Origin of the sequence: Citrobacter sp. Cpa228 (assembly GCF_030333085.1) — a bacterium.
Classification (GTDB): Bacteria; Pseudomonadota; Gammaproteobacteria; order Enterobacterales; family Enterobacteriaceae; genus Citrobacter; species Citrobacter pasteurii.
This window is the reverse complement of record NZ_JAOWGQ010000042.1, coordinates 16,828-37,436: the sequence shown is the minus strand read 5'-3', so window position 1 is coordinate 37,436 and position 20,609 is coordinate 16,828. Positions and strand designations below refer to the sequence as shown.

The 20,609-nt window shown below is 53.7% G+C and carries 20 protein-coding genes; 13 read left to right on the top strand and 7 right to left on the bottom strand.

The window, feature by feature from the left end; all coding sequences use genetic code 11:
* Positions 1-131 precede the first annotated feature (131 nt).
* From yhfZ to OGX91_RS07790, 8 genes are all read left to right on the top strand, one after another.
* Positions 132-1,037 (top strand): GntR family transcriptional regulator YhfZ, encoded by a 906-nt coding sequence (gene yhfZ / locus OGX91_RS07825; RefSeq protein WP_005121648.1) that lies wholly within the window; start codon positions 132-134, stop codon positions 1,035-1,037.
* Between the two features lie 15 nt (positions 1,038-1,052).
* Positions 1,053-1,415 (top strand): hypothetical protein, encoded by a 363-nt coding sequence (locus OGX91_RS07820; protein WP_005121649.1) that lies wholly within the window; start codon positions 1,053-1,055, stop codon positions 1,413-1,415.
* An 83-nt stretch (positions 1,416-1,498) separates the two neighbouring features.
* Positions 1,499-2,662, top strand: coding sequence for a YhfX family PLP-dependent enzyme (locus OGX91_RS07815; RefSeq protein WP_286625881.1), 1,164 nt, complete (start codon positions 1,499-1,501; stop codon positions 2,660-2,662).
* The gene (locus tag OGX91_RS07810; protein ID WP_286625879.1) at positions 2,662-3,888 is read left to right on the top strand and encodes a phosphopentomutase; all 1,227 of its coding nucleotides are present in this window, start codon (positions 2,662-2,664) and stop codon (positions 3,886-3,888) included. The genes OGX91_RS07815 and OGX91_RS07810 overlap by 1 nt, the downstream gene beginning before the upstream one ends.
* Positions 3,885-4,763 carry a phosphotriesterase-related protein gene (locus OGX91_RS07805; RefSeq protein WP_005121652.1) on the top strand — a complete coding sequence of 293 codons (879 nt, stop codon included), beginning with the start codon at positions 3,885-3,887 and terminating at the stop codon, positions 4,761-4,763. Before OGX91_RS07810 ends, OGX91_RS07805 begins: the two co-directional genes overlap by 4 nt.
* Before the next feature lie 10 nt (positions 4,764-4,773).
* Positions 4,774-5,127 (top strand): DUF2620 domain-containing protein, encoded by a 354-nt coding sequence (locus OGX91_RS07800; RefSeq protein ID WP_040231750.1) that lies wholly within the window; start codon positions 4,774-4,776, stop codon positions 5,125-5,127.
* Positions 5,128-5,138: 11 nt separating this feature from the next.
* Positions 5,139-6,443 (top strand): YhfT family protein, encoded by a 1,305-nt coding sequence (locus OGX91_RS07795; RefSeq protein WP_005121654.1) that lies wholly within the window; start codon positions 5,139-5,141, stop codon positions 6,441-6,443.
* 13 nt (positions 6,444-6,456) lie between these two features.
* Positions 6,457-7,551, top strand: coding sequence for an aminotransferase class I/II-fold pyridoxal phosphate-dependent enzyme (locus tag OGX91_RS07790; protein ID WP_182289722.1), 1,095 nt, complete (start codon positions 6,457-6,459; stop codon positions 7,549-7,551).
* A gap of 67 nt (positions 7,552-7,618) precedes the next feature.
* Here the strand turns inward: OGX91_RS07790 and OGX91_RS07785 are convergent, their stop codons facing one another.
* From OGX91_RS07785 to tsgA, 6 genes are all read right to left on the bottom strand, one after another.
* Complete coding sequence (locus tag OGX91_RS07785; RefSeq protein WP_040231751.1) at positions 7,619-7,789, bottom strand: YhfL family protein; 171 nt, start codon at positions 7,787-7,789, stop codon at positions 7,619-7,621.
* 272 nt (positions 7,790-8,061) lie between these two features.
* On the bottom strand, positions 8,062-9,435 hold the full coding sequence (gene cysG / locus OGX91_RS07780) for a siroheme synthase CysG (protein ID WP_286625874.1): 1,374 nt from the start codon (positions 9,433-9,435) through the stop codon (positions 8,062-8,064).
* An 11-nt stretch (positions 9,436-9,446) separates the two neighbouring features.
* Entirely contained in the window at positions 9,447-10,256 is an 810-nt protein-coding gene (gene nirC, locus OGX91_RS07775; RefSeq protein ID WP_286625872.1) for a nitrite transporter NirC, read from the bottom strand.
* Positions 10,257-10,436: 180 nt separating this feature from the next.
* Positions 10,437-10,763 (bottom strand): nitrite reductase small subunit NirD, encoded by a 327-nt coding sequence (nirD, locus tag OGX91_RS07770; RefSeq protein WP_005121659.1) that lies wholly within the window; start codon positions 10,761-10,763, stop codon positions 10,437-10,439.
* Entirely contained in the window at positions 10,760-13,303 is a 2,544-nt protein-coding gene (gene nirB, locus OGX91_RS07765) for an NADPH-nitrite reductase large subunit (protein ID WP_286625870.1), read from the bottom strand. The genes nirD and nirB overlap by 4 nt, the downstream gene beginning before the upstream one ends.
* Positions 13,304-13,606: 303 nt before the next feature.
* Entirely contained in the window at positions 13,607-14,788 is a 1,182-nt protein-coding gene (gene tsgA, locus OGX91_RS07760; protein WP_005121661.1) for an MFS transporter TsgA, read from the bottom strand.
* Positions 14,789-15,052: 264 nt separating this feature from the next.
* On the opposite strand from tsgA, the gene ppiA reads away from it, so the two are divergent.
* The 5 genes from ppiA (at position 15,053) to argD (ending at position 18,389) form a co-directional block, all read left to right on the top strand.
* Entirely contained in the window at positions 15,053-15,625 is a 573-nt protein-coding gene (gene ppiA, locus OGX91_RS07755; RefSeq protein WP_003023595.1) for a peptidylprolyl isomerase A, read from the top strand.
* A 106-nt stretch (positions 15,626-15,731) separates the two neighbouring features.
* Positions 15,732-15,899, top strand: coding sequence for a FicA/YhfG family antitoxin (ficA, locus tag OGX91_RS07750; protein ID WP_005121663.1), 168 nt, complete (start codon positions 15,732-15,734; stop codon positions 15,897-15,899).
* The gene (locus OGX91_RS07745) at positions 15,889-16,491 is read left to right on the top strand and encodes a putative adenosine monophosphate-protein transferase Fic (protein ID WP_040231756.1); all 603 of its coding nucleotides are present in this window, start codon (positions 15,889-15,891) and stop codon (positions 16,489-16,491) included. The genes ficA and OGX91_RS07745 overlap by 11 nt, the downstream gene beginning before the upstream one ends.
* 31 nt (positions 16,492-16,522) lie before the next feature.
* Positions 16,523-17,086 carry an aminodeoxychorismate synthase component 2 gene (gene pabA / locus OGX91_RS07740; protein ID WP_182289730.1) on the top strand — a complete coding sequence of 188 codons (564 nt, stop codon included), beginning with the start codon at positions 16,523-16,525 and terminating at the stop codon, positions 17,084-17,086.
* Between the two features lie 85 nt (positions 17,087-17,171).
* Positions 17,172-18,389: a bifunctional acetylornithine/succinyldiaminopimelate transaminase gene (gene argD / locus OGX91_RS07735; protein WP_182289732.1), complete on the top strand. Its 1,218-nt coding sequence runs from the start codon at positions 17,172-17,174 to the stop codon at positions 18,387-18,389.
* Positions 18,390-18,484: 95 nt separating this feature from the next.
* Here argD and OGX91_RS07730 read toward each other — a convergent pair whose 3' ends face one another.
* Positions 18,485-20,572, bottom strand: a complete 2,088-nt coding sequence (locus OGX91_RS07730; protein WP_005121667.1) for a YccS/YhfK family putative transporter — start codon at positions 20,570-20,572, stop codon at positions 18,485-18,487.
* Positions 20,573-20,609: the final 37 nt, after the last annotated feature.

Here is a 20,609-nt window from a genome sequence, read left to right as displayed (position 1 = left end):
CCGGTTTTTTTTCGCCTGTTCGTTTGTGAGTAGCAAAAACTGTGAAGCACCTCGCCGTTTGCATATTTCCTCTTTGCGTTATATCTTCATTTTAATGAAGATATAAATATTCAATTTACTGAAAATATATAATGAGTCGGACATTTATCAAGAAGGAAGGGGTTGTACTGACAACTCTGGCCCGTTACCTGCTCGGTGAAAAGTGTGGTAACCGTTTGAAAACCATTGATGAACTGGCGAGCGAATGCCACTCGTCGGTGGGATTAACGCAGGCCGCGCTAAAAACACTGGAATCGTCAGGGGCTATCCGTATTGAGCGTCGTGGGCGTAATGGTAGTTACCTGGTGGAGATGGATAATCGTACGCTGCTTAAGCATGTGGATATTAATAACGTGGTCTGTGCGATGCCGCTGCCTTACACCCGTTTATATGAAGGGCTGGCGAGTGGGCTGAAAGCGCAGTTCGATGGGATCCCGTTTTATTACGCACACATGCGTGGGGCTGATATTCGCGTGGAATGCCTGCTAAACGGCGTCTACGACATGGCGGTGGTTTCTCGTCTGGCGGCGGAAAGTTACCTTGCCCGGGATGGATTGCGCATCACGTTGGCGCTGGGGCCGCATACCTACGTCGGCGAACACCAGTTGATTTGTCGCAAGGGCGAATGTGCCGCGGTAAAACGGGTCGGACTCGATAATCGCTCGGCGGATCAGAAAATCATGACCGAGGCCTGTTTTGGTGGCCGGGACGTTGAACTGATCGATATGCCCTATCACGAGAGCTTGCAGCGCATCGCGAAAGGAGATGTCGATGCGGTGATCTGGAACGTGGTGGCAGAAGCTGAGTTGGCGGTACTGGGATTAGAAGCCACACCGCTTACCAACGATCCGCGATTTCTGCAGGCCACGGAGGCGGTAGTGCTGACCCGGGCAGAGGATTATCCGATGCAACAACTACTGCGGGCAGTTGTTAATAAAGAGGCGCTGCTTGCCCACCAACAACGTGTGGCGAACGGTGAACAGGAACCCAGTTATTAGGTGAAGGCGAACGACATGGAAAACAGGCTGAGCCTGCTGTGTGAAGCAGGTGTTATCGACAAGGATATTTGCAGCGGTATGCTGCAGGTAGTCAGGCGGCTGGAAGAAGAATGGCGTTTGCCGGTTCACAGCGAGCAAGGAACCATGGCGATGACGCATATGGCGAGTGCGCTAATGCGCAGTCGCCAGGGCGAGGTGATTGAAGCGCTGGATGGTGAGCTGCTGGAGGAGCTGGCGCAATCTCATCTCTGGCCGACTATTTTATTGATCCATCAGGCACTGCTGAAAGAGTTTACGGTGGCGCTGCACGCGAATGAAGAAGGCTACATGCTGGCAAACTTGTATGGATTGTGGATGGCGGAGAACGAAGGCGTCTGAAATCAATGGAGAAATAGCTTATTGCATCTTAAATATTCAAAAAAATGAATATTTAGCTGAAGGATTAGAAACGAGGCAGAGAAATGTTTATAGACGCATTGAAACGCCAGAACCCCGCGCTAATCTCCGCCGCTGTCGCGCTGTGGCTGCAGGGAAAGATCGCGCCTGACAGTTGGGTTATTGATGTTGACCAGGTTATTGAGAATGGCAAACGCCTGCTGGACGTCGCCAGGCAGCATGGCATCTCGCTGTATCTGATGACCAAACAGGTTGGACGCAATCCGTGGCTGGCCGACAAGCTGTTGCAGCTTGGCTATGAAGGCATTGTGGTCGTGGATTATAAGGAGAGTCGCGTCATGCGACGTGCCGGGTTGCCGGTGGCGCATCAGGGACATCTGGTGCAGATCCCTTCGCGACAGGTCAATCAGGCTGTCGCACAAGGAACCGAGGTCATTACGTTGTTTTCGCTGGAGAAAGCGCGCGAAGTTTCGGCGGCGGCGGTGAAGGCCGGTTGCCAGCAAAACGTGATGCTAAAGGTGTATGACAAGGATGATTTTCTCTATCCGGGGCAAGAAAGCGGATTTCCGCTGATGTATCTGACGGATGTGGTCAATGAAATCCGCAGACTGCCAGGCCTGCGCCTGAGCGGCCTCACCCATTTCCCATGCCTGTTATGGGATGAAAACTCCGCGCAGACGATACCGACGCCTAATCTGCACACGCTGGTGAGCGCCCGACGTCAGTTGTCACAAGCCGGAATTACCATTGATCAGCTTAATGCGCCGTCAGCCAGTAGCTGCACATCATTACCCTTGCTTGCGGAATATGGCGTCACCCACGCCGAGCCGGGTCATGCGCTGACTGGCACCATTCCTTCCAATCAAAAGGGTGACCAGCCTGAGCGTATTGCGATGCTGTGGCTGAGCGAGGTCTCACACACGTTTCGCGGGGACAGTTATTGCTACGGCGGGGGCTATTACCGTCGCGGCCATGCGCAAAATGCGCTGGTCTTTACGCCGGAAAATGACGTCCCCATAGCCGCGAAGCTAAAGCCCGTGGACGACAGCAGTATCGATTACTACCTGCCTGTGGCTGGTGAGTTTCCGGTGAGCAGCGCAGTGATCTTCTGCTTCCGCACACAGATCTTCGTGACGCGTAGCGACGTGGTGCTGGTGTCGGGTATCCAGCGTGGCGCGGCTGAAATCGTCGCGCGTTATGACAGTCTCGGCAATATTCTGGAGGACTAATGGCCCGATTCGTGGTGTTGGTAATCGACAGTTTTGGCGTCGGCGCAATGAAAGACGTCGCGCGGGTCAGACCCCAGGATGCCGGGGCGAATACCTGTGGACATATCCTGGGTGAACTTCCGCAGTTACGGCTGCCAACGCTGGAAAAGTTGGGGCTGATAAACGCCCTGGGCTATGCGCCGGGCGTGATGAAACCGTCAGCATCGGCAGTCTGGGGCGTTGCAGAGTTGCAGCATGAAGGTGGCGATACCTTTATGGGGCATCAGGAAATTTTAGGCACACGGCCTCAGGCGCCGCTGCGGATGCCATTTAACGACGTCATCGATGGTGTTGAGCAAGCACTGAAAGCGGCTGGCTGGCAGGTGGAACGTCGTGGTGGCGAGCTGGCGTTTCTGTGGGTCAACGATGCGGTTGCGGTGGGCGATAACCTCGAGGCGGATTTAGGTCAGGTCTACAACGTCACAGCTAACCTGTCCGCCATTGCGTTTGATGAGGTGCTAAAGATTGGCCGCGTCGTGCGCGAGCAGGTTCAGGTCGGGCGCGTTATCACCTTTGGCGGCCAGCTTGCAAACAGCCAGCGAATTCTGGATGCCGCCGAAACGATGGAAGGGCGCTTTGTCGGCATTAATGCCCCACGCTCCGGCGCGTATGAAAGCGGTTTTCAGGTCAGGCATATGGGCTTTGGCGTAGATGAGCAGGTACAGGTGCCGCAAAAACTGTATGACGCCGGAATCCCTACCGTGCTGGTCGGTAAAGTGGCGGATATTGTTGGCAACGCGCACGGGCGCAACTGGCAAAACCTGGTGGATAGCCAGCAGATCATGGATATCACCCTTAACGAATTTAACGCTGAGTCGACGGTATTTATCTGTACCAACATTCAGGAAACCGATCTTGCCGGACACGCTGAAGACGTCGCGCGGTATGCCGAACGATTGCAGCTTGTTGACCTTAATCTTTCGCGCCTTCTGGCCGCTATGGATCCCAATGACTGTCTGGTGGTCATGGCCGATCACGGCAACGATCCGACCATTGGGCACAGCCATCATACCCGGGAAGTGGTGCCAGTTTTGGTGTATCAGCAGGGGCTGGAGCCTGCGCAATTAGGCATTCGGACGACGTTATCCGATGTTGGCGCGACGGTGTGTGACTTTTTTGGCGCGCAGCGACCGCAAAACGGCAGCTCTTTTCTTTCGGCTTTACGGCTTTCAGGAGACACCTTATGAATTTTGATCCGACGGGCTACACCTGGGTCCACGAGCATCTGCATATCGATCTCTCCGGGTTCAAGAATAACCTCGACTGCCGGTTAGATCAGTACGATCTCATCTGTCAGGAGATGAAGGATCTCCGGGCGTCAGGCGTCAGCAACATTATTGAGATGACCAACCGCTATATGGGACGTAATCCGCAATTCATGCTCTCACTGATGCGCGATACCGGGATTAACGTTATGGCCTGTACAGGCTATTACCAGGATGCGTTTTTTCCTGAACATGTCTCGGCCCGCAGCGTGGAACAGCTCGCGCAGGAGATGGTCGATGAGATTGTCGTCGGTATTGATGGCACTGAATTGAAAGCCGGAATTATCGCGGAAATCGGCTCCAGCGAAGGGGTAATTACGCCGCTTGAGGAGAAGGTATTTATCGCCGCAGCGCGGGCGCATAGCGAAACCGGACGCCCTATCTCGACCCACACCTCATTTAGCACGATGGGCCTGGAGCAGCTGGCTCTGCTGAAGGCGCACGGCGTCGACCTTTCCCGCGTGACCGTGGGTCACTGCGATTTGAAAGATAACCTCGACAACATCTATCGTATGATCGATCTCGGCGCGTATGTGCAGTTCGATACCATCGGTAAAAACAACTATTACCCGGACGAGAAACGCATCGCCATGCTGCATGCGCTACGCGATCGCGGACTGCTTAGCCACGTCATGCTCTCTATGGATATTACCCGCCGCTCGCATTTAAAAGCCAATGGCGGTAATGGCTACGACTACCTGTTAACCACCTTTATCCCACAGCTGCGCCAGTCAGGATTCAGTCAGGCCGATGTGGACACGATGTTACGTGATAACCCCTCAAAATTTTTCCAATAAGGACAGAATCATGAAAAAGATTGGTGTTGCTGGCTTACAGCGTGAGCAGATTAAAAAAACTATCGAAACCGCCGCTCCGGGATGCTTTGAAGTCTCCATTTATAACGATATGGAAGCGGCGATGAAGGTAAAATCCGGACAGTTGGATTACTACATCGGTGCGTGTAACACCGGCGCGGGCGCAGCGCTGTCGATCGCCATCGCGGTGATTGGCTACAACAAAAGCTGCACTATCGCCAAGCCGGGTATTAAGGCGAAAGACGAACATATCGCAAAAATGGTTGCGGAAGGGAAAGTGGCATTTGGTCTCTCCGTCGAACATGTTGAACATGCGATTCCGATGCTGGTTAACCATCTGAAATAAAAGGCATGACTATGGATCTGTATATTCAGATTGTGGTGGTGGCCTGCCTGACCGGCATGACGTCACTTCTGGCACATCGCTCGGCGGCCGTCTTTCATGACGGCATCCGTCCGATTCTGCCGCAGCTGATCGAGGGGTACATGAATCGCCGTGAGGCGGGAAGTATCGCATTTGGTCTGAGCATTGGCTTTGTCGCGTCGGTTGGGATCTCCTTTACCCTGAAAACCGGCTTACTCAACGCCTGGCTGCTGTTCCTGCCGACGGATATTCTCGGCGTGCTGGCGATGAACAGCCTGTTGGCGTTCGGACTGGGCGCTATCTGGGGCGTGCTGATTCTGACCTGCCTGCTACCGGTGAACCATCTGCTCACAGCGTTGCCGGTTGATGTACTGGGTAGCCTTGGCGAGCTGAGTTCTCCGGTCGTTTCCGCATTCGCACTTTTCCCGCTGGTGGCGATTTTCTACCAGTTTGGCTGGAAACACAGCATTATCGCGGCGGTGGTAGTACTGATGACCCGCGTGGTGGTGGTGCGTTACTTCCCGCATCTGAACCCGGAATCAATTGAGATTTTTGTGGGGATGATGATGCTGCTGGTGATTGCCATTACGCATGATATTCGCCACCGTGGCGATGAAGAGATGGATGCCAGCGGGCTATCGGTCTTTGAGGAGCGAACCTCGAGGATTATTAAAAACCTGCCGTACATCGCGATTGTCGGCGCGTTGATTGCCGCCGTCGCCAGTATGAAGATTTTCGCTGGCAGCGAAGTCTCAATTTTTACGCTGGAAAAAGCCTATTCGGCGGGGATTACGCCGGAGCAATCGCAGACGCTGGTTAACCAGGCGGCGCTGGCGGAATTTATGCGTGGGTTGGGTTTTGTGCCGTTGATTGCCACCACCGCGCTGGCAACCGGTGTATACGCGGTTGCGGGCTTTACCTTTGTTTATTCCGTTGGCTATCTGGCTCCGAACCCGTGGATAGCGGCACTCCTTGGCGCTATCGTGATTTCCGCGGAAGTGCTGCTGCTGCGCTCCATTGGCAAATGGCTGGGGCGTTATCCGTCAGTGCGTAACGCGTCGGACAATATTCGTAATGCGATGAATATGCTGATGGAAATGGCGTTGCTGGTAGGTTCTATATTTGCCGCCATCAAGATGGCGGGCTACACCGGCTTCTCGATTGCGGTAGCGATTTACTTCCTCAACGAATCGATAGGGCGTCCGGTGCAGAAGATGGCAGCCCCGGTTGTAGCGGTGATGATCACCGGTATTGTGCTGAATATTCTCTACTGGCTTGGTCTGTTTGTTCCGGCCTGAGGAGGCGTAAAACATGAAGACGTTTCCCCTGCAAAGCCTGACGCTCGCGCAGGCGCAGCAGAAGCAGTTCGCGCTGGTGGATACGCTCTGCTGTCACTTCCCTGGCGCTGATTTTCTGGCCGGTGGCGATTTGGGGCTGGCCCCGGGGCTGAATCAGCCCCGGGTCACGCAGCGTGTGGAAAAGGTGCTGGCCGAGGCGTTTCATGCTGAAGCCGCCGTGCTGGTTCAGGGCGCTGGCACCGGGGCTATTCGCGCCGGGTTGGCTGCACTCCTCAAACCCGGCCAGCTACTGCTGGTACACGACGCACCTGTGTATCCTACAACACAGGTGCTCATCGAGCAGATGGGCATCACTCTGGTCAGGGTTGATTTCAACTGCCTCCCGGCAATCGCGCGGGCTATTACGCAGCATCGCCCTGATGCCGCGCTGGTGCAGCATACGCGTCAGCAGCCGCAGGATAGCTACGATTTAGCTGAGGTGTTGTCAGAGATAGCGCAAAATGGCGTACCGACATTGACCGATGATAACTACGCGGTGATGAAGGTAGAGCGTATCGGTTGTGAATGCGGGGCGACGCTGTCTACCTTTTCCTGTTTTAAGCTGTTTGGCCCGGAAGGCGTCGGCGCCGTGGTGGGGGAGGCAGCAGCCATTGCCAGGATCCGCGCAACGATGTATTCCGGCGGCAGCCAGATCCAGGGCGTGCAGGCACTGGAGGTGCTACGTGGCCTGGTTTTCGCCCCGGTGATGCATGCGGTACAGGCTGGGGTATCTGAACGGCTGCTAACGATGCTCAATAGTGGAGTGCTACCCGAGGTGAAACAGGCTGTTATTGCCAATGCCCAGTCGAAGGTGCTGATCGTGGAGTTTCACCAGCCGATTGCCGCTGGTGTGCTGGGAGAGGCACAAAAAAGAGGTGCGCTGCCGTATCCGGTAGGAGCGGAATCGAAATATGAAATTCCGCCGCTGTTCTATCGCCTTTCGGGGACGTTTCGCGAAGCAAATCCGTTGCTGGGTGATTATGCGATTCGCATTAATCCTAACCGCAGTGGAGAAGAGACCGTGCTACGTATTTTGCGCGAGAGCGTGAGTGCGATGATGTGTGAATGAGTATCTAATCTATAAATGCAAAAACCGGGAAATTCCCGGTTTTTTTGTATCTGCGCAATCGCTTCTATTATTGGTCTGCAGCCGGGCCACAGCCACCAATAATTTTAGAAATTGAAATTGCCGGATGCAGTAAGTAATCGTAGCTGCAATTATTTTTTTTGTTTTCGATATGACCAGTACATGCAGTCAACGTAGCCAGAACACCAGCAACGATGGTGATTTTTGCAAGTTTAAACATGATAAAATCCTTGTAAAATATCTATTTTTTAAATGGATGAAATCCATTTCTCGACAATTAAGATATCAACTAAGGAAAATTTTAAATAGTCCGAATAAGGACATGATAATGTTTGGGTAAAATATATTTTTAATGAATTAAAATACTATGAAATGTATCTGTAATTAATAAATTGATGAATGCTATGGATGATGTGTTATTTAGATCAAAGATTAACTTTTGTGAATCATAAATAGATGCCCTGATATTAAGGGCATCTATTTAGCGTTCAATTAATGGTTCGAGAACCAGTTGAGTTTATCACGCAGTCCAACCACGCGACCGACAATAATCAGCGCCGGACTTTCAACCTGTTGTGCCAGTTCACCGAGCTGTGTCAGCATACCGCTGACGACGCGCTGTGTTACGGCAGTACCGTTCTCGACCAGGGCAACCGGCATATCGGCTTGCATACCAAACTCGATGAGTTTTTCCTGAATCGTTGCCGCCTGATTCAGCCCCATGTAGAACACCAACGTTTGTTTCTCTGCCGCCAGGTTCTCCCAGTCCAGCTCACCGCCTGTTTTAAGGTGCCCAGTGACCAGGCGTACGCTCTGTGCATAGTCGCGATGGGTTAGTGGGATACCGGAATAAGCAGAACAGCCAGAGGCCGCGGTAATGCCTGGCACGACAGAGAATGGAATACCGGCATGACACAGGGTTTCCAGCTCTTCGCCGCCGCGGCCAAAGATGAACGGGTCGCCGCCTTTCAGTCGTACTACGCGTTTACCTTGTTGCGCTTCACGCAGTAGGATCTGGTTGATCTCTTCCTGCGGTACGCAGTGATAACCCGCACGTTTGCCTACGAACACACGATCCGCATCGCGACGCACGAGGTTCATGATATCGTCGGAAACCAGACGGTCATACACCACAACATCAGCTTGCTGGATCTGCTGTAGCCCTTTCAGCGTCAGCAGGCCGGCATCGCCAGGACCGGCGCCAACCAGCACCACTTCACCACGGTGATCCAGCGGCTCGCTGAGCATTTGCTCGGTGGTTTCCTCTACGGCTTGCTGGTCGTTGTTCGCCAGTGACTGCGCCAGGCGGTCATTAACAAACAATTTTTCCCAGAAGCGGCGACGTTCACCCATGCTGGCAAACTGTTTTTTCACGCGGGAGCGCAGTTGCCCTGCATATTGTGCGACCTGGCCCAGATGCTGCGGCAATACGGATTCGAGTCTTTCACGCAGCAGGCGGGCAAGAACAGGGGATGTACCGCCTGAGGAGACCGCCACCATCAGCGGCGAGCGGTCGATAATGGAGGGCATGATAAAACTGGCCGCTTTTGGCGCGTCGACCACGTTGCAGAAGATACGGCGTGTCTCTGCGGCGTTGCTGACGCTAAGGTTAACGGCATCGTCATCAGTAGCGGCGATAGCCAGCCAGCAAGAGTCGAGCAGGGCTTCATCGAATGGCCCCTCAACCAGCGTCAGCATGCCTTCATTTGCCCATACGGTGAACTGCGGAATAAACGCCAGCGCATTAACCGTTAAACGGGCGCCAGCTTCCAGCAGTAACCGCGCTTTGCGTTCTGCGACATCACCACCGCCGACGATCAAGCAGTCGCGGTCACGTAGTTGACAAAATATAGGCAAATGATCCACGACATTACCCCTTAATTATTGGCAGCAGCCTCTGGCTGGTTGATTTTTGCCGGAGCCGGACGCTCCGATTTTGGCGTAGCATACCAATAACCCAACCCCATGAATACGACACCGGACAAAGTATTACCGAGTGTCACCCACAGAAGGTTATGACCAATTCCGGACAGGGTATAAGCCTCGCTGTGATGGCCGAACCAGGAAAGGGCAAACAGCGTCATATTGGCTACGGAGTGTTCATAGCCGGACGCGATAAACGCCAGCAGACACCACCAGATTGCAAGGAACTTCGCCGCGCCTTCGGTGCGGATTGCCATCCAGATTGCCAGGCAAACCAACCAGTTACACAGCGCGCCTTTAAAGAACAGTACTGTTGCAGGTGCGGTGGTTTTCGCCAGCGCGACCGTATGTACGATGCTGGTGTCGACCGGCAACAGACTGCCACCGCCCCAGCTATACAGCAGAGCGACAAACACAGACCCCACGAGGTTGCCGAGCCAGGTTTGCGGCAGGATCGCCCCCATTTGACCGTGGCTGATGGTGCCCGCTTTCACGCCGAGCGTCAGGAACATCGTGTGTCCGGTGAACAGTTCGGAACCGGCAATAATCACCAGCGTCAATGCAATACCAAAGGTTGCACCCATCACCAGCGGGCGCACGGATGGGTCAAGCAAATTACCGAGCGTAAAAATAAGAATGATACCGAGACCAACGTAGGCCCCTGCCATTGCTGAGCTGACCCAGAACCCGAGCGGGTTATTTGCCGACAGGCGTGCGATGCGCGCAGCGTTAGCCGCACACTTATTGATAGTGTCTGTAAACATGTGTTGATTATCCTTGAAGTACAAAAAGAAATCGTAACCGTAGGCCGGATAAGGCATTTATGCCGCCATCCGGCAATGTGCTTTTGCAATTGCCTGATGGCGCTACGCTTATCAGGCCTACCAATAAAAGACCTACAAATACGTCAAAAAAGGGGAGGCGTTGCGCCTCCCAAAAATTCATTAACCGCGCAGTTGTACCGTGCCGTCTTTCACTCGCGCTTCGTAATGCTTCACGGAAAACTGTTCGTCTTCCATGCACAGACCGTCGCTTAAGCGAAAACGCTGTTTTTTCAGCGGACTGGCGACCCACAGCTCACCCTGATGTTCAGCAATCAACCCACGCGACAGCACGCTGGACTCAAAAAATGGGTCAATGTTGCTGATCGCAAACACCTGATCGCTGTGATACGGGCGGAAAATAGCAACCTGCTCAGTACCTAACAGGGCGCAGACGCCTGTCGCAGGCAGAATGTCATCGATTTTGCAGATGTTTTTCCACTGGCTCATGCGTTTTCCTCCACCAGAGTCACCGGAATACGTTCATAAGGCGTAGCCGGACGATGTTGTTCGCGCTCAGGTACAACCTGAACATTCGGATCGCGTTGATCGCTGTTGATAAAGTGTTTAAAGCGAACCTGTGCGGATGGCGTGTTGACCGTTTCTGTCCACTCACACACCACCGCTTCACGCAGACGAGCCATCTCTTCTTCCAGGTGCTGGTTCAGCCCCAGTTTGTCGTCGATGATGACTGATTTCAGATAGTCGATGCCGCCTTCCAGGTTATCTAACCACGGTGCAGTACGGGTCAGTTTGTCCGCAGTACGGATGTAGAACATCATAAAGCGGTCAAGGTACTTGAGCAGCGTTTCACGATCGACATCGGCCGCCAGCAGGTCTGCATGACGCGGTTTCATCCCGCCGTTACCGCAAACGTACAGGTTCCAGCCTTTCTCTGTGGCGATAATACCCACGTCTTTGCCCTGAGCTTCCGCACATTCACGGGTACAGCCGGAGACGCCGAATTTCATTTTGTGCGGGGTACGAATACCTTTGTAGCGATTTTCCAGTTCCACGCCGAAGCCGACGCTATCGCCGACGCCATAACGACACCAGGTGCTACCGACGCAGGTTTTCGCCATACGCAGTGCTTTAGCGTACGCGTGACCGGTTTCAAAGCCCGCTTCAATCAACTGACGCCAGATTTCCGGCAGGTCATCTTTCTGCGCGCCGAACAGACCAATACGCTGGGAGCCGGTAATTTTGGTGTACAGGTTAAATTCACGCGCGATACGACCGACAGCCACCAGGCCTTCCGGGGTAATTTCACCGCCCGCAGAGCGCGGGATCACGGAGTAGGTACCGTCTTTCTGGATATTGGCCAGGAAGTTGTCGTTGGTGTCCTGCAGCGGTGTATGCTGTGGTTTGAGGATGTACTCATTCCAGCAGGAGGCCAGCAGGGAGCCGACGGTGGGTTTACACACTTCGCAGCCGTAACCTTTACCGTGTTTAGCCAGCAACTCTTCGAAAGTTTTAATGCCTTCTACGCGGATCAGGTGGAACAGTTCCTGACGTGAGTACGGGAAATGTTCACACAGGTTGTTATTCACTTCGATACCCTGTTTCGCCAGTTCGGCGTTCAGGACCTGCGTCACCAGCGGGATACAACCGCCGCAGCCGGTACCGGCTTTGGTTTCGGCTTTCAGCGCCGCAACGGTGTGACAACCTTTGTTGATAGCGGCAATCAGCATGCCTTTGGTGACGTCAAAGCAGGAACAAATCTGTGCGCTGTCCGGCAACTTATCCACGCCGATTGATGGTTTACCGCTGCCTGCATGCGCTGGCAGAATTAGTGAATCCGGATTTTCCGGCAGTTCAATGGCGTTCAGCACCAATTGCAGCAGATTGCCGTAATCGCTGGTGTCGCCAACCAGAACCGCGCCGAGCAGGGTTTTGTTATCTTCGCTAACGATCAGGCGTTTGTAGACTTCTTTGCTTTCGTCGAGATAGACATAGCTACGTGCGCCCGGCGTGCGAGCATGCGCGTCACCGATACCGCCGACGTCAACGCCGAGCAGCTTCAGCTTGGCGCTCAGGTCCGCGCCTTCAAAGGCGTTTTCAGTTTCGAGAATATGATCCACGGCAACCTGCGCCATTTTGTATCCAGGAGCGACCAGACCATACACGCGGTTGTTCCAGCTTGCGCATTCGCCGATGGCATAGATGTCCGGGTCAGAAGTCTGGCAGGTGTCATTAATGACGATACCGCCGCGTGGCGCGACGTCAAGGCCGCACTGGGTGGCCAGTTTGTCGCGTGGACGAATACCGGTGGAGAAGACGATGAAATCAACTTCCAGCTCGCTGCCGTCGGCAAAACGCATGGTTTTGCGCGCTTCGGTGCCTTCCTGGACGATCTCTTTGGTGTTTTTGCTGGTGTGCACACGCACGCCCATGCTTTCAATTTTGCGACGTAACTGCTCGCCACCCATATGATCCAGCTGTTCAGCCATCAGCATCGGGGCGAATTCAATCACGTGGGTTTCCACGCCGAGGTTTTTCAGGGCACCAGCGGCTTCCAGACCCAGCAGGCCTCCACCGACAACGGCGCCGCGTTTGCTACGGCGCGCGCAAGACTCAATAGCGTTGAGGTCTTCAATGGTACGGTAAACGAAGCAGTCCTGGGTTTCGGAACCTTTAATCGGTGGGATCCACGGATAGGAACCGGTCGCCATGATCAGCTTGTCGTAATAGACCGTACGACCCGCGCTGGAGTGGATTACCTTCTCCTGGCGGTTGATGGTAATTGCACGCTCGCCCACTAATACTTTAACGCCGTGCTTCTCGTAGAACCCTTCACGCACCAGAGAAAGCTCTTCGGCGGTGTGGTGGGAGAAGTAGGAAGACAGGTGTACACGGTCGTACGCTTTGCGGGGTTCTTCACAGAAGACGGTAATATCAAAATTGGCAGCGTCGGATTTATCAAGAAGATCCTCAATAAAGCGATGGCCGACCATACCATTACCGATAATAGCGAGTCTGACTTTGCTCATTTTTGCCTCGATTTCTTTTCTATTACTGCCTACCTTAACGATTCAGCAACCGCGCTTATTGATACAAATCAAATTCGGCCTTATATACTCCTTAAGAGGTATATAACTGATTTGTCAGCATTTTTATAAGTTACGGAATTAACTGGCTTTTCGTGTTTGTATAAAAAGCGTACAATTTAAGGGGTTTTGGGGGGGAATAAGGCGCGAGAATATGCCGGATGGCGGCGTTGCCTTATCCGGCCTACGAACAGTTGCTCTTGTAAGCCGGATAAGATGCGTTAGCATCGCCATCCGGCAGTGAGATTAATGCGTGGCTGGCGCGTTATGCTGGCGATGACGCGTGACGAACCCAAGAATAAAGCACATCACGAATACGACGGCATACAAACCGTTCGCCGTCTGCAATGCCGCCAGCGGGCCGCTGTGGGCCACGATAGGGCCGGTGACCACGAAGGTGAGCATAGTACCGATAGTGCCGCAGGTCAGAACGAAGTTAACCAGTTTTGGTGAGGCGACCTTCGTCTGCTGTGAGCCGAGGGTAATAATGGTGGTATAAATCGCGCTGGAGAAGAAGCCCAGCGTCAGAATGAACCACGGCATATGTTCCGGCGTACCGGTGATGAACAGATACATCAGAACGGTGGCCAGACCTGCCAGTACGGTCAGGATGCGCTGCAGATCGAAGAATCGCAGGATAAAGCTAAACGCCCACATGCCAACCATGTAAGACATCCAGAAGTCGCTGACCAGTTTACCCGCATCGTTCAGGCTCATGCCCAGGCTTTTAGCGTATTCTGGTACCCAGGAGATAAAGCCCAACTGACCGAGGATGTAGCACAGTGCGGCGATCGCCAGGAACAGCACGCCAATCCCCCATTTTTCTTTCACTACCGGCGCGTCCTGTTGCTGTGCGTGTTTACCCAACGCCGGGAATTCGCAGCCAAAGGTCAGCAGGAAAATGGCGACATAGACCAGGCCGATGCAGGCATAGACCCAATACCACTCGATGCTGCGTGCTAACAGATACGCTGCCACCATCGGGAAAATCATGCCCGCCATGCTGAAGAAGGAGTCGGTAAACAGCAGGCGGGAACCGCGCTGGCGACCTTCGTACATCTGGGTCACCAGGAATGTACCAATCGACATGGTGATACCACTCACCACACCCAGTACAAACATGGCGGCAGAGAACAAGGCCAGGCTATGGCTGAACATCAGCCCGGCGACTGCCAGGACCATCAGGATGAAGCCAAAGCGCAGTTGGGTTTTCAGTGGCACAATTTCCATCAGCCATGCATTCAGAAAGATAGAGATCAGAATGCCGGCATTCAGGAAGGTGAAAGTGTTACTCATACTGGAAACCGGCAAATGGAAATAGTCTGCGATGTTTCCCATCACCATCCCGGTGACAATGACCAACGCACCTGTCAGGGCGTAGGAGAGAAAGCTAATCCATGTGAGCTTAATGCGATTGCTGTTAGTCATGACTGGCCTGTATAGAAGTGTAAGGCGCATTGACTGCGCCGTGAGCGGGCAGATTTTAGGCGCTTTTGTGATGTATTTAAATATTTATTAGCAATGACTTGGTTTATTACATTTTTGTATGTGATCTAAATCACATTGAGTCATGCGGCAGTAAGGTTACATTTGTTTCAAGTACGTAAAATTAGGTAAAGGGATGGCCTTGTCCCTGAAGGCTCTTTAGAATCAATTCACTTGCTTCATTTCTGCTCTTGTTAAGGAATTCTCATGCTCAAATCGACTCTGGCGGCTGTTGCAGCTGTTCTCGCTCTTTCTGCTCTCTCTCCCGCAGCACTGGCAGCAAAAGGGGACCCGCATGTCCTGCTGACAACGTCTGCCGGTAACATTGAGCTGGAGCTGAACAGTCAGAAAGCCCCGGTTTCAGTGCAAAACTTTGTCGATTATGTCAACAGCGGTTTCTATAACAACACCACGTTCCACCGTGTGATCCCGGGTTTTATGGTGCAGGGCGGTGGTTTTACCGAGCAGATGCAGCAGAAGAAACCTAACCCGCCAATCAAGAATGAAGCCGATAACGGGCTGCGTAATACCCGTGGCACGATTGCTATGGCGCGCACTGCAGATAAAGACAGCGCGACCAGCCAGTTCTTTATCAATATTGCAGACAACGCTTTCCTCGATCATGGCCAGCGTGATTTTGGTTACGCCGTCTTTGGTAAAGTTGTGAAAGGTATGGATGTCGCAGATAAGATCTCTCAGGTTCAGACCCATGATGTGGGTCCTTACCAGAATGTTCCGTCAAAACCGATTGTTATCCTTTCTGCCAAAGTCCTGCCGTAATCGTATTTTGCGCGGGCAGCGCTTGCCCGCGTTCTCTCCCTTCTCTGCGTAACCCGAAATTGCTGCTTATACTTGTGGCAAGTGTCGGCTCATTCAGGGAGGTCACGTGAAAAAACTCACCGATAAACAAAAGTCCAGGATCTGGGAACAACGGCGAAACGCCAATTTCCAGGCCAGTCGGCGGCTGGAAGGCGTGGATATTCCACGAGTTACCCTGAGCGCTGAAGATGCGCTGGCGCGTGTTGAAGCGTTGAGGAGGCACTATGAGCGATAAATTCGGTGATGGACGTGACCCCTATTTGTATCCGGGCCTGAATGTCATGCGTAACCGCCTGGGAATTCACCAGGCACAGCGTCTGGCGCAGGCAGCTTATGAGTTGACGGCATTGCGCGCGGCCACTATCGAATTGGGCCCGCTTAAACGAGGTTTGCCGCATCTGTGCGCTATTCATCGCCAACTCTATCGGGACATTTTTGACTGGGCGGGACATCTGCGAGAAGTCGATATTTACCAGGGTGATACCCGTTTTTGCCATTTCGCTTATATCGAGAAAGAGGGCAATGCGCTGATGCAGGACCTGGAAGACGAGTCCTGGCTGGTGGGGTTATCGGAAGACAAGTTTGTCGACCGCCTCGCACACTACTACTGTGAAATTAACGTGCTACACCCGTTTCGCATCGGCAGTGGTCTGGCGCAGCGTATTTTCTTCGAACAGTTGGCGATTCATGCCGGGTATATACTCAACTGGGAGGGCATCCAGGTTGAGGAGTGGAACCAGGCAAATCAAAGCGGCGCCATGGGGGACCTGTCCGCACTGCAGGCGATATTTCGTAAAGTGGTAAGCGAAGCCCTGGAAACTGAGTAGAATAGCGCGGTTCTTCTGTACCGGAGCCGCCATGATCCTGCTTATCGATAACTACGATTCTTTTACCTGGAACCTGTATCAATACTTCTGCGAACTGGGCGCAGATGTTCTTGTCAGACGCAATGACGCGCTGACGCTGGCGCAAATTGATGCGCTGAATCCGCAGAAAATCGTCATTTCCCCGGGGCCATGCACGCCGGATGATGCGGGCATCTCGCTGGATGTCATTCGCCATTATGCGGGTAAGATCCCTCTGCTGGGCGTTTGTCTGGGCCATCAGGCGATGGCGCAGGTCTTTGGCGCGACCGTTGTACGGGCGGCGAAAGTGATGCATGGTAAAACGTCGCCGATTACGCATAACGGGCAGGGCGTTTTTCAGGGATTGGCAAACCCGCTAACGGTGACGCGCTACCATTCGTTGGTGGTCGCACCTCAGACGTTGCCTGAGTGCTTTGAAGTGACTGCGTGGAGTGAAACGCAGGAGATCATGGGTATTCGCCACCGGGAGTGGGATATGGAGGGGGTGCAGTTTCACCCGGAGAGTATTCTCAGCGAACAGGGGCATCAGCTGCTGGCTAATTTCCTCAACCGGTGATTTGTGGTTGCTATTCAGTGATTTTTTATTCATATTTTGTGATTATAATTTCACTAACATTTCTGCTTAACAGGGTGGCAATGACATGGCAACTGAACAAACTGCAATTACGCGCGCAACATTCGATGAAGTAATTCTGCCGATTTATGCACCGGCAGAGTTTATTCCGGTAAAGGGGAAAGGAAGTCGAATCTGGGATCAACAGGGTAAAGAGTACGTTGATTTCGCGGGCGGCATTGCAGTTACCGCGTTAGGGCATTGCCATCCGGCACTGGTCGAGGCGTTAAAAACCCAGGGTGAAACCCTGTGGCATACCAGCAACGTGTTCACCAACGAGCCGGCGTTGCGTTTAGGTCGCAAAATCATTGATGCCACTTTCGCCGAGCGCGTACTGTTCATGAACTCCGGTACCGAAGCTAACGAAACCGCCTTTAAGCTGGCGCGCCACTATGCCTGCGTGCGTCATAGCCCGTTCAAAACCAAAATCATTGCCTTCCATAACGCGTTTCATGGTCGCTCGCTGTTTACCGTATCCGTCGGCGGGCAGCCGAAATATTCCGACGGCTTTGGACCAAAGCCGGCAGATATCATCCATGTACCGTTTAACGATCTGCATGCGGTCAAAGCGGTGATGGACGATCACACCTGCGCGGTGGTGGTTGAGCCAATTCAGGGGGAGGGCGGCGTTACTGCGGCAACGCCGGAATTCCTGCAAGGTTTGCGCGAACTCTGCGATCAGCACCAGGCGTTGTTGGTATTTGATGAGGTGCAGAGCGGGATGGGGCGTACCGGCGATTTGTTTGCCTATATGCACTACGGCGTGACGCCGGATATCCTCACCAGCGCTAAGGCTCTTGGCGGCGGCTTCCCGGTGAGCGCGGTACTGACGACGCTGGAGATAGCCTCCGCATTCCATGTTGGCTCGCATGGTTCGACCTACGGTGGTAACCCATTGGCCTGCGCGGTTGCGGGAGCGGCGTTTGATATCATCAACACGCCGGAAGTGCTGGAAGGTATTCAGGCCAAACGCCAGGCGTTTGTGCAGCATTTGCAGAAAATTGATCAGCAGTTTGATATTTTCAGCGATATTCGCGGCATGGGACTGTTGATTGGCGCTGAGTTGAAGCCGCAGTTTAAAGGCCAGGCGCGTGATTTCTTGTACGCCGCGGCGAATGAAGGGGTGATGGTGCTGAACGCCGGACCGGACGTGATGCGTTTCGCGCCGTCGCTGGTGGTGGAGCAGACCGATATTGATGAAGGGATGCAGCGCTTCGCGCAGGCCGTGGCGAAAGTGGTGGGTTGACGGATTGCCGGATGGCGCTACGCTTATCCGGCCTACGAATCACACCTTACTCTGTAGGCCGGATAAGGCGTTTACGCCGCCATCCGGCAAATCTCTTAACCCTTCATATCCCGCAACCGGCGGCTCAGCCAGATCCCATGGTGCGGTCGCTGACGCCATGCTACCGACGAAATGGTGTGCATGGTATTCAGATGCCCCAATATCCGCTGTAGATGCTGCTCAAGGGTGCTTAAAGGCCCATGGGACAGCATCTCTGGCGCCTCAAGAATGTTCACATCGCCGGAGCTTCCGGGGCCGTCATATTCCAGCCGCTGCTGGCAGCGCTGGATCGCAATTTCGCAGGATTCCAGATATCGCTGCGCCAGATCCGGCGTCAGCATCGTGTGCTCCCTTGCCAGGGTAGTCATTGCATTGATGTGCTCGACGATGAACTGACTGTGCGTAACCCACAGTTTCATATCTGCCAGATAGTGCGAGTTGAATCCGGGCTCCTGCATCGCCTGGTTCAGTGAGTTGAACAGCGTGTTATGCGCCTGGTTGACCCGCATGCGTTGATACGCCAGCGGCGTGGCCTGCGGATCGTTGCTGAGGATCAGGCGAATGGCCTCCTGATCGGCTTCTAACGCATCGTGGGCGTTTTTACGCAACAAACCGCTCTGCCACTGCGGCCACAGCCAGAGCGTACCGCCAAAGGCGATCAAACAGCCGATCACGGTGTCGACAAACCGCGGCACGATAAACTGCTCCCCATTCAACGTGAGTAACTGTAGGGTATATACCGCCGTAACCGTAAAGCCGACGGTAGCCCAGCCGTAGTTTTTGCGGATGGTCAGATAACTCACCAGGGTTATCAGCAGCATGCCTGCCAGCGTGTAACCTTCCTGAATATGAAAGTGCAGCGTAACACCTGCAATCACCAGGCCGACAAGCGTGCCCACCGAGCGGTGTAAAATACGCACCCGGGTTGCCCCGTAGCCATTTTGCGTGACGAACAGGATTGTCATCAAAATCCAGTAGGGTTTGGGCAGGTGTAAGGCGCTGCCCATCAGGCTGGCAATGCTCAACATGACGCTGATGCGTCCGGCATTACGCAGCGCCGGGGATTTCAACGACAGATAGCTTTTCAGGGCAGGGATCAGCGGCAGCCGACGCTGCTTGTCAGCCATTAAATCCCGTGCATACAGCGGGCGCTGGGTGCGTAGCACGCGGGCAATACGGCTGAAGTGCCAGTAGCAAAATTGTCCTACCGGATTGTCCGGATGCTGGTTGGCGATTTTTTCCAGCGTGCCAATTTGTTTATCCATTGAAAAACGCGTCGGCAAGCGGTGATACAAAATGTCATCAGCCAGAACGCGAAGGCGTTCGGCGACGGTGCGCGCATTCCAGCGAATCACCTGTTCGGCGTGGCTACGTTCGACCAGCTTTTGCACCTCTTCCGGCTGGTGGAGGCTAACGGAAATATGTTCCTGTAGATCGAGCGCCTCCTGAAAGGCACGTAGCAGGCGCTTATAATCGTTGTTGCGATGTGCCGACAGCATATGCATTTGCTGATAGCACTGGGTAATCAAATCCACCGCTTTTTGTTGGCGTACCAGTAGGGGAGGCAGCGCTTTTTCGGGATCGGCATGCTGGGTCAGCAGGCTGTACTTGGCCTCACAGTAATCGGCTAATTCGCGGTACAACAAACTGAGCGATTCGCGCAGCGGCTGCTCGCGCCACATCCAGAACCAGAACCAGTTGAACAGGCCGTACCATACTGTCCCCAGCGCATAGATCAGCAGTGGCTCCCAGACGGGCATGTTGCCGGCCAGACTCAGTGTGAAAATCGCCGCGATCAGCGAGGCGGGCAGAAGTCGCGCATGTAACGGGCTTAGCTCGGCCGTCACACCGAGAATCAGCGTCAGGCCGGTGAGGATCAGCGGCAGCGGTATAGTCTGTGCCAGCAGTAACTGCATAATCAGGCTGCAGCCGGCAAACAGCGACGCGCCTATAACCAAACGTTTGAAAAAGCGCTTATGCGGGGTATCAAGACCGGCAATATTGCAGCAGGCAGGGACGAGGGAGAATAAGAGCCCCAGATGAAGCTGACCGATGATCAGACCGACAGCCACAGGTAAACATAGCACCAGCGTCTGTCGTAGTGCGTAGTTGATCTCGGGGTGATAAATCAGTCTTCGCCACATCGGAGCAAACAAAAATGGCGCATTACTACGTAACACG

Excerpts from the sequence above, each read along its gene's own strand:
- OGX91_RS07820 (WP_005121649.1), top strand. The coding sequence starts at position 1,053 with ATGGAAAACAGGCTGAGCCTGCTGTGTGAAGCAGGTGTTATCGACAAG.
- OGX91_RS07745 (WP_040231756.1), top strand. The coding sequence starts at position 15,889 with ATGAGCGATAAATTCGGTGATGGACGTGACCCCTATTTGTATCCGGGC.
- OGX91_RS07810 (WP_286625879.1), top strand. The coding sequence starts at position 2,662 with ATGGCCCGATTCGTGGTGTTGGTAATCGACAGTTTTGGCGTCGGCGCA.
- OGX91_RS07815 (WP_286625881.1), top strand. The coding sequence starts at position 1,499 with ATGTTTATAGACGCATTGAAACGCCAGAACCCCGCGCTAATCTCCGCC.
- nirC (WP_286625872.1), bottom strand. The coding sequence starts at position 10,256 with ATGTTTACAGACACTATCAATAAGTGTGCGGCTAACGCTGCGCGCATC.
- pabA (WP_182289730.1), top strand. The coding sequence starts at position 16,523 with ATGATCCTGCTTATCGATAACTACGATTCTTTTACCTGGAACCTGTAT.
- OGX91_RS07730 (WP_005121667.1), bottom strand. The coding sequence starts at position 20,572 with ATGTGGCGAAGACTGATTTATCACCCCGAGATCAACTACGCACTACGA.
- yhfZ (WP_005121648.1), top strand. The coding sequence starts at position 132 with ATGAGTCGGACATTTATCAAGAAGGAAGGGGTTGTACTGACAACTCTG.
- OGX91_RS07790 (WP_182289722.1), top strand. The coding sequence starts at position 6,457 with ATGAAGACGTTTCCCCTGCAAAGCCTGACGCTCGCGCAGGCGCAGCAG.
- tsgA (WP_005121661.1), bottom strand. The coding sequence starts at position 14,788 with ATGACTAACAGCAATCGCATTAAGCTCACATGGATTAGCTTTCTCTCC.
- OGX91_RS07795 (WP_005121654.1), top strand. The coding sequence starts at position 5,139 with ATGGATCTGTATATTCAGATTGTGGTGGTGGCCTGCCTGACCGGCATG.
- argD (WP_182289732.1), top strand. The coding sequence starts at position 17,172 with ATGGCAACTGAACAAACTGCAATTACGCGCGCAACATTCGATGAAGTA.
- nirB (WP_286625870.1), bottom strand. The coding sequence starts at position 13,303 with ATGAGCAAAGTCAGACTCGCTATTATCGGTAATGGTATGGTCGGCCAT.
- nirD (WP_005121659.1), bottom strand. The coding sequence starts at position 10,763 with ATGAGCCAGTGGAAAAACATCTGCAAAATCGATGACATTCTGCCTGCG.
- OGX91_RS07800 (WP_040231750.1), top strand. The coding sequence starts at position 4,774 with ATGAAAAAGATTGGTGTTGCTGGCTTACAGCGTGAGCAGATTAAAAAA.
- OGX91_RS07805 (WP_005121652.1), top strand. The coding sequence starts at position 3,885 with ATGAATTTTGATCCGACGGGCTACACCTGGGTCCACGAGCATCTGCAT.
- OGX91_RS07785 (WP_040231751.1), bottom strand. The coding sequence starts at position 7,789 with ATGTTTAAACTTGCAAAAATCACCATCGTTGCTGGTGTTCTGGCTACG.
- ppiA (WP_003023595.1), top strand. The coding sequence starts at position 15,053 with ATGCTCAAATCGACTCTGGCGGCTGTTGCAGCTGTTCTCGCTCTTTCT.